Origin of the sequence: Corynebacterium sp. CNJ-954 (genome assembly GCF_001942345.1) — a bacterium.
Taxonomy (GTDB): domain Bacteria; phylum Actinomycetota; class Actinomycetes; order Mycobacteriales; family Mycobacteriaceae; genus Corynebacterium.
The window spans coordinates 155,950-171,126 of sequence record NZ_MKKI01000041.1; the positions used below are offsets into that span (position 1 = coordinate 155,950).

10 protein-coding genes and 1 pseudogene are annotated in these 15,177 nt (G+C 65.3%); 8 read left to right on the plus strand and 3 right to left on the minus strand.

Translation table 11 applies throughout. From position 1 onward, the window contains the following. Positions 1-51 precede the first annotated feature (51 nt). Positions 52-1,578, plus strand: coding sequence for a PucR family transcriptional regulator (locus tag BJF89_RS12195; protein WP_083650719.1), 1,527 nt, complete (start codon positions 52-54; stop codon positions 1,576-1,578). Between the two features lie 6 nt (positions 1,579-1,584). Here BJF89_RS12195 and BJF89_RS18285 read toward each other — a convergent pair whose 3' ends face one another. Then, a complete protein-coding gene (locus BJF89_RS18285) occupies positions 1,585-1,746 on the minus strand; it encodes a hypothetical protein (RefSeq protein WP_187344711.1) in 162 nt (53 codons plus the stop codon). Positions 1,747-1,852: 106 nt separating this feature from the next. Then, positions 1,853-2,503, minus strand: coding sequence for a TetR/AcrR family transcriptional regulator (locus tag BJF89_RS12200; RefSeq protein ID WP_083650721.1), 651 nt, complete (start codon positions 2,501-2,503; stop codon positions 1,853-1,855). A 307-nt stretch (positions 2,504-2,810) separates the two neighbouring features. Here BJF89_RS12200 and BJF89_RS12205 point away from each other — a divergent pair, with 307 nt between their 5' ends. The 7 genes and pseudogenes from BJF89_RS12205 (at position 2,811) to BJF89_RS12245 (ending at position 14,286) form a co-directional block, all read left to right on the plus strand. After that, positions 2,811-4,295, plus strand: coding sequence for an NAD(P)/FAD-dependent oxidoreductase (locus BJF89_RS12205; protein ID WP_075815238.1), 1,485 nt, complete (start codon positions 2,811-2,813; stop codon positions 4,293-4,295). 3 nt (positions 4,296-4,298) lie between these two features. Then, positions 4,299-6,818 carry an amino acid permease gene (locus tag BJF89_RS20065; protein WP_083650722.1) on the plus strand — a complete coding sequence of 840 codons (2,520 nt, stop codon included), beginning with the start codon at positions 4,299-4,301 and terminating at the stop codon, positions 6,816-6,818. 20 nt (positions 6,819-6,838) lie between these two features. Then, a complete protein-coding gene (locus BJF89_RS12225; protein WP_075815369.1) occupies positions 6,839-7,867 on the plus strand; it encodes an agmatine/peptidylarginine deiminase in 1,029 nt (342 codons plus the stop codon). Next, positions 7,860-9,659 carry an amidase gene (locus BJF89_RS12230; protein WP_075815239.1) on the plus strand — a complete coding sequence of 600 codons (1,800 nt, stop codon included), beginning with the start codon at positions 7,860-7,862 and terminating at the stop codon, positions 9,657-9,659. The genes BJF89_RS12225 and BJF89_RS12230 overlap by 8 nt, the downstream gene beginning before the upstream one ends. 56 nt (positions 9,660-9,715) lie before the next feature. Then, a complete protein-coding gene (locus BJF89_RS12235; RefSeq protein ID WP_255372630.1) occupies positions 9,716-11,182 on the plus strand; it encodes a cytosine permease in 1,467 nt (488 codons plus the stop codon). 9 nt (positions 11,183-11,191) lie between these two features. Further along, complete coding sequence (locus tag BJF89_RS12240; protein ID WP_075815240.1) at positions 11,192-12,853, plus strand: amidohydrolase; 1,662 nt, start codon at positions 11,192-11,194, stop codon at positions 12,851-12,853. A gap of 27 nt (positions 12,854-12,880) precedes the next feature. Next, positions 12,881-14,286, plus strand: a pseudogene (locus BJF89_RS12245) (NAD-dependent succinate-semialdehyde dehydrogenase). 43 nt (positions 14,287-14,329) lie between these two features. On the opposite strand, the gene BJF89_RS12250 reads toward BJF89_RS12245, so the two are convergent. Beyond that, positions 14,330-15,082: an IclR family transcriptional regulator gene (locus BJF89_RS12250; protein WP_075815241.1), complete on the minus strand. Its 753-nt coding sequence runs from the start codon at positions 15,080-15,082 to the stop codon at positions 14,330-14,332. Positions 15,083-15,177 lie beyond the last annotated feature (95 nt).

Here is a 15,177-nt window from a genome sequence, read left to right on the forward strand (position 1 = left end):
GCGACATGGACAACGAGGCGAACTTCTTTCGCGACAATGTACATTTGGGCCATGGACGATGACATCCCCCTACGGTGGCTCCGTGCCCAGCGGACGCTGGACCTTCGACCGGTGACTGGTACAGGCGACCCAGAGGCGGTGTTCTCGGTCATTCAGCCGACCGAGCTCACCGATCCCCGGGAATTCCTGCAACCCCGGGCGGTGGTCCTGACCGTCGGCGTGGCGCTCGCCCGGGAAGCTTCTCCCCGGTCGGCAGACGACGATCGGGACGACGATCCGTTCCCGGCCTACGTCGATCGTCTCGCCCAAGCCGGGGTGACTGCGATCGGTTTCGGGACCGGACTGTTCTTCCCCACGGTCCCGGACTCGCTGGTCCAGGCGGCGCGACGGTGCGGCATCGCCGTGTTCGAGGTCCCACGCCACACGGCGTTCATCTCGATCCTCAACACCGTGACGGAGGAGCGCGCCCGCCGCAGCCGCCGCGAACAGGAGGGGTTGGTTGTCGCCCAGGAGAAACTGAGCGCCGCCGCCGTACGTGGCGGCCTCGACGAGCTCCTGACGACCGCCGCCCGCCAGCTGGACGCTGCCGTGGCAGTCACGGACAGTGACGGCCGACTGCACGGGAGTCACGACCGTACGGGGTGGTCGGCGGTGGCCGTCGCCCGTGGACAACGCGCCAGTGGTGCCGACGATTCAGACGGGCTGTGGCGAATCACCCAACGTATGACCCCGCAGGGATCCCGGTTCCATCTGATCACCATGGTGGCCGGCCATCCGTTCAGTCCACACGACAGGTCGGTCATCAAGCATGCTGCCGGTCTCGCGGACATCCTGCTCCAGCGTCCCGCATACCTGCGCCGCAGCCGCACCGAACTGAACTCCCTGGCTCTCCAGCTGTTGCTGGGGTTGGACGGCGGGGACCAGTCGATGGGACGGGTACTTGATGAAGCATCGGACGGCGAAGGGCTGGTCCGCCCGACGGTCGTGGCGACGGACCGCCGCGCCGACCTGGACCGGGCCGTCACCGCAGCGGACCGGGCAGCGTCCCGCACCGGCCGCCACCTCTTCGTCACCGACCTGCCGGGCACGTCCCTGGATACCGCGAGCGCGCTGTTTCTGTTCCGGGGGGCGCGGGCGGTGGACGCCATCGCAGCAAGTTTCGGCGACAGTGCGTCCCGGGTACGCATCGCGGTCGGGGAACCCATGTCATGGAGCAATGTGACCCTGGAGCGTGTGCAGCGTCTGGAGACAGCCGCACGGACGCTGGCTCCGGGAACCCACGTCGGCCCGTACGAGGCGGGGACGGACTGGCTGGAACAGCCGGACGTCCGGGCCGCTCTGGACCAGCGGGCCGCGGAGACCATCGACCGTCTGGCCTCGGCCGAGGACGGGCTGCAGGCCACGCTGGCGACATGGTTGCGCAGCGGGTGCCGGGTGGCGACAACCGCAGAGATTCTGGGGGTCCACCGCCACACGGTGCGCTCACGCCTCGACCGCATCGCCCGAGTCTGCGAAGTGGACCTGGACGATCCGGTCGTCCGTGCCGAGCTGCTGCTGGTGTCGGTGACGCGCCGGTGAGCGGTACTACTTACGAGGAATCTCCGATGGTGCGGCTGTCCGGAGAATCCGGTGTGACACCGTGGACAGTGCGGCACCCAAGGCTGCCGCGAGTTGACGCCCGCTGAGACCGAGCTCGTCGAGATACGTCTCGGTGATGAACTCACCCCCATGGGACGGGGAATGCATCGTTATTCTCCTCGTCCTTTCGTGCCTGACCACAGATTCAGTGGAGATCCTCGTAGTCAAGCACATCCCCGCCGGGAAGGTCGCGATCCGCTATGAGATTCGCGGATCACTGGGCGATCTCCACCGTTCGCTCCACGAGTGCCTGCAGTCCCCACTCGAAGGGATCGTCGGCGTAGGGGTTCGCCGTCCCGGACGGGGCATCCGAGACCCGCGCCGTGAACGCATCGACCGCCGCCTGGAATGTCGGCGCGTCCGACTCCTCCGGTGCCGAGGAGAAAATCTCCGTCGGAGCGTTCGCATCCATCGCCGAACCGTACAGGAACGACTCGAAGGAGACGATCACGGTCACCACCTGTGCCCGCGGCACACCGGCCGCGATCAACCCGGCCGATACTGTTTCGTACATCCGCCGGGTGGCAGGGGCACCGGAGACCGGCATCGTGGCAATAAGAGGTACCAGCTCCGGGTACGCCGCGAAGACGTCCCGGTACGACCGCCCCCAGAACCGCAGTGCGTCCGGCAATGACGTGCCGGGGTTCTGCGCGACGACGAGCTCCCCGAGCGCGGACGCATCCACCCGGGACATCACCGCATCCTCCACCAGCAGCAACAGGTCCGCCTTGTTGGCGATGTGATTGTAGAGAGCGGAGACCGACACCCCTAGACGATCCGCCAGGCGCTTCATCGTGAGACGCGCCTGCCCTTCCTCGGTGACAAGGATCAGTGCGGCGTCGGCGATCCGCTCTCGGTCGAGCACCGGTGCCGTCGGACGTCCGGCACGCCGCCCCCTCCTGTGATCCGTTCGACTCTCCGTCACAACTATCCGGGCCTCTCCAACCGCTGTATCCGCCGCCTCCGAGACAACCGGACGCGAATGTCACAAATAATTTACATGAGTGGGATGAATCACATCAGCGCAGGTGGTGCGCTACTCCAGTGAATCACAGGCGGCCCGCACCCCGTCGTGTCGCAATATTTTCTCGGCCGAAACCTGGCGTTCCCGCCGCTGCGGATGTACGGTCACGATAAACGAATGTGGTTCATTTAACAAGGAGGACACAAACATGACCACCACCACTCACGACCGCGACGTCGTCGTCATCGGAGCAGGCCCCGCTGGTCTCACCGCCGCCTACACCCTGGCCAAGGCCGGCAAGTCCGTCACCGTCCTCGAGGCCCGCGACCGCGTCGGCGGGCGCACCTGGAACGGAACCGCGGTCGACGGAGACGGCAACCCGCACTTCATCGAGATCGGCGGACAGTGGATCTCCCCCGATCAGACCCGACTGATCGAGATGGTCGAGGAACTCGGCCTCGAGACCTACCAGCGCTACCGCGAGGGCAAGTCCGTCTACGTCTCACCGGACGGCTCCCGTCACACCTACGAAGGTGACCGCCTCCCGTGCTCGGCCGAGACGGAGGCCGAGATGAACAAACTCATCGCCCTGATGGACGATCTCGCCGACGAGGTCGGGGCCGAAACACCCTGGGCCGCCGAGCGGGCCGCAGAACTCGACACCGTCCCCTTCCGCGACTGGCTCTCCCAGCACAGCGACGACCAGGAAGCCATCGACAACGTGTCGATCTACGTCGCCTCCGGCATGCTGACCAAACCGTCCTACGCGTTCTCCACGCTGCAGGCCGTTCTGATGGCCGCCTCCGCCGGATCCTTCTCCAATCTGGTGGATGAGGATTTCATCCTCGACAAGCGCGTGGTCGGTGGCATGCAGTCCGTCTCGCTCAATCTCGCCGACAAGATCCGTGAACTCGGCGGAGACATCGTCCTCTCTTCGCCTGTGCGGGAACTGACCTGGGCCGACGTCGACCCGACGACCGCCGACGAGGCAAACGGGATCCCCGCGGACGTCCGTAACGGCGTCTCGGACAACGGCGCCCCGGGCGCTGTCACTGCCGTGTCCGACAGCGTCACCGTGCATGCCAGGAACGTGGTGCTGGCTGTCCCCCCGAACCTCTACAACCGCATCCAGTTCGTCCCCCCGATGCCCCGCGAACAGCACATCGCGCATCAGCACATCTCCATGGGCCTGGTGATAAAGATCCACGCGGTCTACGAAACCCCCTTCTGGCGCGACAAGGGCCTCTCCGGCACGTCCTTCGGTGGCGGACGCCTGGTCCAGGAGGTCTACGACAACACCAACGTCCAGTGGCAGAACGGACAGCCCGTCGAGGACGCCAACGGCACCCTGGTCGGCTTCATCTCCGACGTCTACGCGGAGAAGATGTGGGCACTGCCCGAGGCCGAGCGTAAGGAAGCCATCCTCTCCGCGATGGCTGACTACCTCGGCCCGGAGACCAAGAACCCCATCGCCTTCTACCTGTCGGACATGGCTGCCGAGGAGTGGACCCGGGGCGCCTACGCCACCAGCTACGACCTGGGCGGGCTCCACCGGTGGGGCCACCTGCAGAATCAGCCGACCGGCCCGATCCACTACGCGTGCTCCGACATCGCCGCCGAAGGCTACCAGCATGTCGACGGCGCCGTCCGTCAGGGCGAGGCCGTGGCCAACAACATCATCGAGGGGCTCTGAGCCATGACCACTGCGCGCATCGTCGTCGGTTACAGTGCGACGTCAACGGGACGGGACGCCCTGCGCCTCGGTATCGCCATCGCGAGAGAACGTGACGCCCACCTGTACCTGGTGATGGTCGCCCCCGAGGATGACGTTTTCACCGCCGCCCAGCCTTTCGACCAGAGCTACGGCCGGATCCGGGACCGCCAGCTGCAGACCTGGCTCGACGAGGCCGCGCTGACCGTCCCCGAGGACATCCGGTGCTCAACCCACCTCGTCCCAGGCCAGTCCGCACCGGAAGGGCTCCTCGACGCGGCACGGCAACTGGGCGGGGGAATCATCGTCACCGGATCACGACCGGGTGGGCTGCTCCGTCGCCACCGGCTGGGCACGATGGCCTCCCACCTGCTCCATGCGTCCCACGTGCCGGTCGCCCTGGCACCCGCCGGATACGACCACCCCGGCCCCCTCGGACATGTCACCGCCATGTTCGGACCCCGTCGCGGCGCCACCGACCTCATCGGCGAATCCATCATCACGGCCCGCAACCGTGGGATTCCGCTACGCCTGGTGTCCCTGGTGACTCTCGATGTCAGCGACAAAACCGTGCCGCAGGACGAGTCGGAGGTGACCACCGATGTCCTCCAGGACCTCGAGACCTACGCCACCAAGCGTCTGGCCGAGGACGCCACCGAGCTCGTCGAAGCCGGCCGGGCGACAACACACATCGCCACCGGACGAGACGTCCCCGCCGCGATGGCCGAACTCAACTGGCACGACGACGAGATCGTCCTCGTCGCCTCGTCCCGTCTGGCCAGTCACGGCCGCATGTTCCTGGGTTCCACCGCCACGAAGATGCTGCGGGTCGCACCAGTGCCGGTGATCGTCATCCCGTCCGGCTATTCCTTCCATGAACCGGACCACGCCACCGACCCCGAACCGGAGGCTGACACCATGACCTCACACACCACCGGCACCGGAACGACGGCCAGTACCGTCCCCAGTGACAAAGGCCTCGCCAAAGGCCAGATCGGCGTCCTGGGTACCGTCGTCATCGGCGTGGGCTGCATCGCACCCGCCTACACCCTGACCTCAGGTCTGGGCCCGACCATCGCCGAAGTCGGTGCCCATGTCCCCGCGATCCTGATCCTCGGTTTCCTCCCGATGCTCCTGGTGGCTTTCGGATACCGCGAGCTGAACTCCCGCTTCCCGGACTCTGGTACGTCCTTCACCTGGGCCACAAAAGCTTTCTCACCGTGGGTCGGATGGATGGGAGGATGGGGCCTTATCGCAGCGACCGTCATCGTCCTGTCGAACTTGGCCGCCGTCGCCGTGGACTTCCTCTACATCCTGCTCGGCCAGATATTCGACAACCAGGACATCGCCGACCTCACCCGGAACCTCTGGGTCAACATCCCGACCACGCTGGTCTTCATCGCGATCGCCGCCTGGGTCTCCTACCGGGGGCTGGGGTCGACGAAGATGGTCCAGTACATCCTCGTGGCGATCCAGCTCGTGGTGCTCACCGCCTTCGCCGTCTCCGCGATCGTGCAGGCGAACAACGGCAGTTCCTTCGACCCCACACCAATCAGCCTCGAGTGGTTCAACCCGGCCGGCATCGAGAGCTTCTCCGTGATCGCTGCCGGTATCTCGCTCTCCATCTTCATGTTCTGGGGCTGGGACACCACGTTGACCATGAATGAGGAGACCAAGGACCCGAAGACGACCGCCAGCCGGGCGTCCACCATCACCGTGGTCATCATCATCGCGATCTACACACTCTGCGCCGTCGGCGTGGTCGCCTGGGCCGGTGCCGGCTCCGAAGGCCTGGGTGCAGGTAACCCGGCCAACCAGGAGTCCCTGTTCGCCGCCCTGGCCTCCCCCATCATGGGACCGTTCGCGATCCTCATGTCGATCACCGTACTGACCTCGTCGTTCTCCTCACTTAACTCGACGATGATCTCCCCGTCCCGCACACTCCTGGCCATGGGCTACTACCAGGCACTGCCTCCGGTCTTCGCGAAGATCAGCCCGCGGTTCCGCACCCCGTCCGTCGCCACGGTGACCTCCGCCGTCGCCGCAGGAGCGTTCTACACCATCACCCGACTGATCAGTGAGAACGCCCTCTGGGACACGATCACGGCACTGGGGCTGATGATCTGCTTCTACTACGGCATCACCGCTCTGGCCTGCGTCTGGTACTTCCGCAAGGAACTGTTCATTTCCGCCCGGACCACTATCTTCCGCTTCCTCTTCCCGCTCATCGGCGGCGTCGTTCTGCTCGTGATGTTCGTGCAGACCGCGGTCGACTCCCTCGACCCGGACTACGGTTCCGGGAACTCGATCGCCGGCATCGGGATGGTCTTCATCCTCGGCGTCGGTGTCCTGCTCATCGGTGTGGTCCTGATGGTCTGGACCCGTGTCCTCCACCCCGCCTTCTTCCGTGGCGAGACCCTGCCCGTCACCGAATCCACCAGCGACAACTCCGACACACTCGACGACACCCCGGAGACAAGCCCAGCAAAGGAGCCGCTCCCGTGACTTCCACCGCCCCCACCACCATGCCCGCCGAATGGTATCCGCACGAGCGGACCTGGATGTCGTTCCCGACCGCCAATGACACTTTCGGCCCCGACGGTTCCGAGACACTCACCCGTGCCCGTGCCGCGTGGGCCAGGGTCGCCCGCACCGTCGCACTGTATGAGCCGGTAACCCTGGTCGCAGACCCCGACGATGAGCAGGTCGCCCGAGACCTCCTTGCCGGCACCACCGGCATCACACTGGTCACCACTCCGCTCGACGACGCCTGGATCCGAGATTCCGGCCCCACCTTCGTCCATGACGCCGACGGCTCCCTACGCGCCGTGAACTGGATCTTCAACGGGTGGGGAGCACAGTCCTGGGCTGCCTGGGAAAATGACGCCCGGTTGGCCACCACCGTCGCCGACGCCGCCGGCGTCCCCGTCGACGACTCACCATTGGTCGGAGAAGGCGGCGGACTGCATGTCGACGGCCGTGGCACGGTACTGCTCACCGATACCGTCCAGCTGGACCCGGACCGGAACGCCGGATGGACGAAAGAACAGGCAGAAGAAGAGATCCATACCCGCCTGGGAACCCGGCACGCCATATGGCTCCCTCGCGGACTCACCCGGGACTACGACGGATTCGGGACGAGAGGGCACGTGGACATCGTCGCCTCGTTCACCGAGGCCGGCCATGTGCTGCTGCACCGGCAGGAGAACCCCGACCACCCGGACCATGAGGTCACCCGGGAACTCCGCAAGGTACTGGACTCCGCCGTCGACGCCGACGGGAACCCCCTGACGGTCGTCGACCTCCCGGCTCCCGATGTCCTGCGGGACGAGGAGGGCTGGGTCGACTACTCCTACATCAACCATCTGGTCTGCAATAACGCAGTCATCCTGTGCGCCTTCGGTGATGAACAGGCCGACGAACGCGCGCGGGGCATCCTCGCCCAGTCCTACCCCGGCCGCACCGTGGAACTCGTCGATGCCCGCGACATCTTCGCTTTCGGTGGCGGCATCCACTGCATCACCCAGCAGCAGCCTGAGGTGCGTCATGGATGACATCTATGACGTGACCGGGAAATCCATCGCTGAACTCCGTAGCGACCTCGAGGACGGGACAACGACCGCCGTCGAGCTGGTGGAGGCCTACCTGGCCCGGATCAGACAGTTCGACCGTCCCGATCCCGCACGCGGGGACGGTCTCGCCAGCGACGGTGGCGTCCCGCTCAACGCGGTCATCGTCGACAACCCCGACGCCCTGGACGATGCCCGCGCCTCCGATGACCGTCGCCGCGCCGGCACGACCCTCGGCCCCTTGGACGGTATTCCCTACACGGCGAAAGAGTCGTATCTCGCCCGCGGGTTGACCGCGTCGGCAGGTTCGCCTGCCTTCGCCGACCTCGTCGCACAGAAGGACGCTTTCACCATCGAAAGGTTACGCGACGGTGGTGCCATCCTGCTGGGGCTGACCACGATGCCGCCGATGGCGAACGGCGGTATGCAGCGCGGCCTTCACGGGCGTGCGGAAAGCCCTTACAACCCTGACTACCTGACCAGCGCGTTCGCCTCCGGGTCATCGAACGGCTCCGGCAGTGCGACCACGGCGGAGTTCGCCGCCTTCGGCCTGGGGGAAGAGACATGGTCGTCCGGACGGGCCCCGGCGTCCTGCAACGCGTTGTGCGCCTACACGCCGTCACGCGGAGTGATCTCCACCCGCGGCAACTGGCCGCTGGTACCGACCATGGACGTCGTCGTACCCCACACCCGGTCCATGGCCGACATGGCTGAGGTGCTGGACGTCGTCGTCGCCGACGACCACACCACCCGCGGCGACTTCTGGCGTATGCAGCCGTGGATCGACATTCCGGCGTCCTCCGAGATCCGGCCCTCGTCCTACCGGGATGTCGCTGACGGCTCTCACGGACTGACCGGGGTCCGTTTCGGAATCCCGACGATGTACGTCAACGCAGACGAAGCAGCGGGAACCGGTGGTGACCGCACCGGCGACGTCGGTGTCGGAGGCCCTATGGGGCAGCGGATCACCACATCTCCGGCTGTCATCGCCGTGTGGGAAACCGTACGCGCCGATCTCGAAGCTGCCGGTGCCACTGTCATCGAGGTCGATTTCCCGGCCGTCACGAATTACGAGGGCGACCGCCCCGGAGCATCCACGATCTCCACCCGCGGGCTGGTCAGCGCGGACTACCTTGACCTGGAGGTCGGCGCGCTCGCAGCCTGGTCGTGGGAGGATTTCCTGCAGGCCAACGGAGCACCCTCCTTCCATTCCCTCACTGACGTCGACGGAACCCGGATCTTCCCCCACCCTGAAGGGGCCCTCCCCGACCGTTACGACGGATTCGACGACGACATCGCCACCTACCCGTCGCTCATCGCGCGGCTCGGCTATACCGGCCCCGCCGACCTCACGGACAACTCCAGCTTCGGGTTACTGCCCGACGGTGTCCGTGGGCTCGAGGAGACCAGGCGCGTCGATCTCGAGAACTGGATGGACGACCTGGGACTCGACGCCGTGATCTTCCCCGCGATGGCGGATATCGGTCCGGCTGACGCCGACACCGACCCTTCCTCGGCAGACGCCGCCTGGCGCAACGGAGTCTGGGTCGCCACCGGAAACCTCGTCCCCCGCCACCTCGGCATCCCCACGGTCACGGTACCGATGGGAATCACCGCGGATAAAGGAATGCCGGTCGGACTCACCATCGCCGGGCGTGCCTGGGACGACAACCGACTACTCCGGTTCGGGGCCGAGATCGAGGCGACAGCACCGGCCCGGACCCGTCGAACACCACCAGAACGCACCACCCCCACCACCGAAAGGCCCGTGTCATGACTGCACTAGCACCAAAGCCCGAGCGGAGTACTCCCCCGGGCCCACCGTCGGACGGGATGAGCGCAGAGACAACCACAGTTGACGGCGCCGCCCGCGACACCAGTCCGGTAACCATGGAAGACCCTGACGTCTCGGTACACGGTCCGGAGACACGTGGAATCGAGTACATCACCGAGGACAAGCGTGGCGGACGCCCCGGCTCCCTGTTCTGGGTATGGGCGACTCCGAACATCAGCTTCCTCACCATCACCCTCGGGGCCGTGCTCGTCGCCGGGCTGGGACTCAGTCTGTGGCAGGCACTCGCGGTCACCGTCATCGCGAACCTGGGTTGGATACTGGTCGGCATCCTCGCGGTCAGTGGACCTGCGGCGGGTACCTCCGGCTCCGTCATCACCCGTGCCATGTACGGCATCCGAGGCAACAAGATCATTGTCGGCCTCTACGGCTGGCTGCTTTCCGCGGTGTACCTGTCTCTGACCTGGTCCGCGGCCTCCGTCAACGGTGTCGGCCTGCTGGCACGGTTCGGGGTGCCCTCCAATGCAGCAGTCGACGTCACCGTGGTGATCGTAATCTCCGGAATCACCGCTCTCGTCGGCATCTACGGTCACGGACTGATCACCAGGCTGTACCCCTACGTCGCCAACGGGCTGGCCGTCGTCTTCCTGCTCGCCACGGTGTTCATGATCCCCCACTTCGATCTGAGCTACCAGCCGTCCGAGCACCTCAGTGGGGCAGAACTCGCGGCAACCATGACGGTCGGAGTGGCCATCCTCGCGTCCTCCCCGTTGTCCTTCTTCAACAGTCCTGACATGGCCCGCTACCTGCCGAGTTCAACACCGAAGTGGAAGACCGCCGCAGCCACCGGTTGCGGCGGAGCGACCGCAGGCATCATCTTCACCATGGTCGGAGCACTGATCGCCACCGGCGCGGGATTCGACATGATCGGTGACCCACTCGGAGCCTTCGAAACGGCGATGCCTTCCTGGTTCTTCCCGATCTTCACCCTCGGCGTCATCGTCGCAGCGATCGGACTCAACGGAATGACTATCTACAGTGCAAGCCTTTCGCTGCAGGCCCTCGGTATTCCGCTGAAACGTATCCCGTCGACACTGATCATCACCGTCATCGGCACGCTTCTGACGATCGTCTCCGTGGCCGTCTATGACTTCACCACCTCGGTGTCGCTGCTCCTGCAGCTCATCGTCATCGCCTCCGGCCCGTTGATCAGTGTCTTCGCCGCCGACGTGATTCTTCGTCGGAACCGGTACGACGGTCGGATGCTGCTCGACGATGCCCCCGGCAGCCCCTTCTGGTACCGCGACGGCTGGAACTGGAACGGTCTTGCCAGCATCTCCATCGGCGGAGTGGCCGCCCTGCTGTGCATCAACACCGACGTATTCGTCGGCCCGGTGTCCAGCCTCACCGGGATGGACCTCTCGATCCCCGTCGGCATCTTCGTCAGCGCCGGTGTTTACTTCCTCCTCTTCCGCAGGACCTCCACCGAATACCCGACCTCCCGCTAGGAGCAGAACATGACCACGATCTACCACAACACCACCATCTTCACCGCAGACGCTGACGGCAACACCGCCGACGCCTTTGCCGTTGACGACGGGCGTTTCATTGCGGTGGGGTCTCTCGACGACGTTCGTACCGCTTCCGCCGACTCAACAACGCCGGTCGAGGAGGTCGACCTGAACGGGCGCTTTGTCGCCCCCGGTGTCATCGACTCGCACACCCACCTGGCCTCTTTCGGCACGGCCCTCGGCAAGGCACAGCTGCGTGACTGCCGGTCGCTGGAGGAGATCCAGCAACGTCTCCTGGACTGGCGCCGGGAGAATCCGGACGCCCCCCGGGTCCTGGGGGTCAGTTGGTTGTTCGACGCCATCGGTGATTCGCACCCCACCGCTGCGATGCTCGACGATGTCCTCCCCGACATCCCCGTCTACCTCGACGCCAACGACCTCCACTCCACCTGGCTGAATACGGCTGCTCTGCGGGAGGCCGGTATTGACCGGGACACCCCCGACCCCGTCGGCGGAGAGATCGCCCGCGACGACTCAGGCGAGGCAACCGGTCTTCTCTACGAGACTGCCGGGCGCAAGTATGCCTGGGACTTCCTCGACAGGGTCGCCACCACCGAGGACAAGATCCGCTCGCTGCGCCTGGCGTTCTCGGCGTACCTGGAATCCGGGGTCACGGGAATCACCGACATGGCGCTGACGGAACCTGAGGTCTCCGGGCTACGCACCATCATCGAACGGGACGGCCGTCTGCCGTTCCCCATCACCGGCCACGTCCTGATGATCGCCGAAAGTGATCCCCAGGCGAATCTGGACCAGGTCGACCGGGTCATCGCGTTGCGGGAGGAACTCGAGGCCAGCGGCGAATCCGAATGGTTCAGGATCGCCGGCGTGAAGTTCATCATGGACGGGGTGATCGACGCCAAGACCGCAACAATGTGCTGCCCGTACGCCGACGGATCGAACGCCGCCCCCATCTGGGAGGCCGAACGGATGAAACCGGTTGCCGCAGCAGTGGACGCCGCTGGCCTTCAGATCGCCATGCACGCCATCGGTGACCGCACCAGCGAGATAGCGATCGAGGTCCTTGAGCACTGCGCCACGGAGAACCAGAGTGACATCAGGTCGCGCCGCCACCGTATCGAACACCTCGAGAGCGTCACCGATGACACGATCCGTCGGATGGCTGAGCTCGGCGCCGTCGCCTCCATGCAGCCGGTGCACAGCGATCCGGCGATCTTGGACAACTGGAAGGCCGTCCTCGGAGACGAACGACAGGAGCGCGGCTTCCCGTGGCACAAGTTCCGTGAGGCAGGTATCCCGATGACACTGGGAACCGATGCTCCGACGGCACCCCACGAGGCACTTCCTAATCTGTATGTCGCTCTGACCGGTGGTTCCTCCCTGTCCCCTTCCCTGCCGCCGTACCACCCGGAACGCGCATTCACCCCCGCCGAGGCGCTCACTGCACTCACTGCCGGAGGTGCCTACGCTGGACATATGGACAGCACCGGTCAGATTCGGCCCGGGTTCCGGGCGAACTTCATCGAGGTGGACGTCAACCCCCTCGACGTCGATCCCCGGGATGTCCTCGGAGCTGAGGTCCTTGCCACCTACGTTCTCGGGGAATGCGCGTACTCCTCGACAGCTGACCACACCGACAAGAACTGACTTCCCCGAACTTTCAAGGAGAACACCATGTCTGAGTCCACCGCCCCCGCCTACCGCAGTATTGATGTCGCGACAGGCACCGTCCTGTCCGACCACGATCACGCCACCGACGCCGAGATCAGCGCCGCCCTGGACAAGGCGCACAATGCCGCAGCCTCCTGGGGTGCCACCAGCATCGAGGAGCGCGCGGAGATCGTCCGACGTGTCGCCGACCTGTTCGCCGAACGCCAGGACGAACTCGGCGCGATCATCACCCGCGAGATGGGCAAGCCGGTCGCCGAGGCCCCCGGTGAAGCGGAGTTCAGCGGCGATATCTTCCGCTACTACGCTGACCATGCGGCCGAGCTCACCGAAGACCTCGTGATCGAGGACACCGCCGAGTCCCGCTCGGTCGTGCAACGCCGCCCGGTCGGTGCCCTGCTGGGCATCATGCCGTGGAACTACCCCTACTACCAGGTCGCCCGGTTCGCCGCGCCGAACCTGATGCTGGGCAACACCATCCTGCTCAAGCACGCCGAGAGCGTGCCGGAGTCTGCCCTGGCCATCGCGAAGATCATGGAGCAAGCCGGTGTGCCTGAGGGGGTGTACACCAATATCTTCGCCACCCATGACCAGGTCTCCACCATTATCGAGGATCCCCGGGTCCAGGGTGTCTCGCTCACCGGTTCCGAGCGTGCCGGTGCCGCGATCGCCGCCCAGGCCGGCGCGGCGTTGAAGAAGGCCGTGCTGGAGTTGGGTGGCTCGGATCCGTACGTGATCCTGTCCAGCGACGACATCCGGGCCGCGGCCCGTAACGCGCTGGAGATCCGTCTGGAGAACACCGGCCAGGCGTGCAACTCCAACAAGCGCATCATCGTGCATGAGGACATCTACGATGAGTTCGTCGACGAGGCCGTGCACATCATCGGCGCGTTGAAGCCGTCGGACCCCACGAAGGTGGACAACGTGCTTGAGTCATTCGGCCCGATGTCCTCTGAGGGTGCGGCAGACAAGATCGTCTCGCAGATCGCCGCAGCCGTGGACTCCGGTGCGACGCTGCGCACCGGTGGTGAGCGGCTCGGTGGTGAGCATGCCGACGGGTTCTTCGTGTCGCCCGCGGTGATCACCGACTTCAAGGTCGGTTCGGACATCTACTACGAGGAGTTCTTCGGCCCGGTGGTACAGGTGTACAAGGTCTCCTCCGATGAGGAGGCGCTGCAGCTGGCCAATGACACCCAGTACGGTCTGGGGTCCTCTGTCTACGCCGTTGAGGAGGGTCGTGCCGAGAAGTTCGCCGAGGCCTGCAGGCCGGGATGGTGGGCGTGAACCAGGCCCCGCCCGAGACCGAGGAGATGCCGTTCGGCGGGGTGAAGCGTTCCGGTTACGGCCGTGAACTCGGACCGCTGGGCATGGACGAATTCGTCAACAAGCGCCTGTTCTCCGTGAAGAAGTAGCAACGGAACCAACGCCGCCCGAGACCGCCGTACAGGCTGTCCGCTACTGGCGTCTTCCCAACATGAGACCGATGTCCTTGGTTGCAGCAGCTACCTGATCGAGTAGTTGCTGAGTGATCTCCAGGTTCCCTTTCGTTGCGACGGACACCGATCCGAGCGGGTCTTTCGTCGCACGTATGGGCATGGCTAGAGCAGACACGTCTGCGTCATACTCCCCTTTCGTCGTACAGTATCCCGCCTGTCGAATCTCAGAGAACTGCTCCTCGATATCAGACACACCGGTACGGGTACGTTCGGTGTACTGTGCCATCGGTCGACTGCCTGTGAGCTGGTCACGCATGATCTTCGGCAGGAACGCATAGTATGCCTTAGAGATCGCGCCGACGTGCGCGGGAAACAGTTCGCCTGTCATCGGATAGTTCCGCAACGGACCATCGACACCATCGACCGCGACGACAGCGCGCATGTGAGCATGATCAGCGACGGCGAACGTCGCCGTCAGCCCCGTCCCCTCCGCCAACTTGGCCACGATCGGCCTCGTGACGTTCGCCAGTGATGCCATGCCGTGCCACGTCCTGGCCAGCCCGAGTGCTCGCCCACTGAGCCGGTATGTACGCCGGTGCGGATCCCGACGCAAAAAGTCCATCGCCGTAAGCGTCTCTATCGTCCTCATGGCGGTGGACGTCGAACAATCCAGGCATCGCGCCAGCTCAGTCACCCCGATCTCCCGACGCTCCCCGTCAAACAACAGAAGCGCGCCAAGTGCCCTTTCGGCGCTGCGCAGTGTGTCGGACATGTAACGAGGATACCGTATAGCGGGAAAACTATTGATCTGCGCGGGTCAGTACAAGACGCTGAGAGTCGTCCCATCACCACAACCCGACCTCAGAG

What these genes read in the sequence shown, in the direction of transcription:
- BJF89_RS12195 (WP_083650719.1), top strand. Translation starts at nt 52, where the DNA reads ATGGACGATGACATCCCCCTACGGTGGCTCCGTGCCCAGCGGACGCTG.
- BJF89_RS12250 (WP_075815241.1), bottom strand. Translation starts at nt 15,082, where the DNA reads ATGTCCGACACACTGCGCAGCGCCGAAAGGGCACTTGGCGCGCTTCTG.
- BJF89_RS12225 (WP_075815369.1), top strand. Translation starts at nt 6,839, where the DNA reads ATGCCCGCCGAATGGTATCCGCACGAGCGGACCTGGATGTCGTTCCCG.
- BJF89_RS12240 (WP_075815240.1), top strand. Translation starts at nt 11,192, where the DNA reads ATGACCACGATCTACCACAACACCACCATCTTCACCGCAGACGCTGAC.
- BJF89_RS12230 (WP_075815239.1), top strand. Translation starts at nt 7,860, where the DNA reads ATGGATGACATCTATGACGTGACCGGGAAATCCATCGCTGAACTCCGT.
- BJF89_RS12205 (WP_075815238.1), top strand. Translation starts at nt 2,811, where the DNA reads ATGACCACCACCACTCACGACCGCGACGTCGTCGTCATCGGAGCAGGC.
- BJF89_RS20065 (WP_083650722.1), top strand. Translation starts at nt 4,299, where the DNA reads ATGACCACTGCGCGCATCGTCGTCGGTTACAGTGCGACGTCAACGGGA.
- BJF89_RS18285 (WP_187344711.1), bottom strand. Translation starts at nt 1,746, where the DNA reads ATGCATTCCCCGTCCCATGGGGGTGAGTTCATCACCGAGACGTATCTC.
- BJF89_RS12235 (WP_255372630.1), top strand. Translation starts at nt 9,716, where the DNA reads ATGAGCGCAGAGACAACCACAGTTGACGGCGCCGCCCGCGACACCAGT.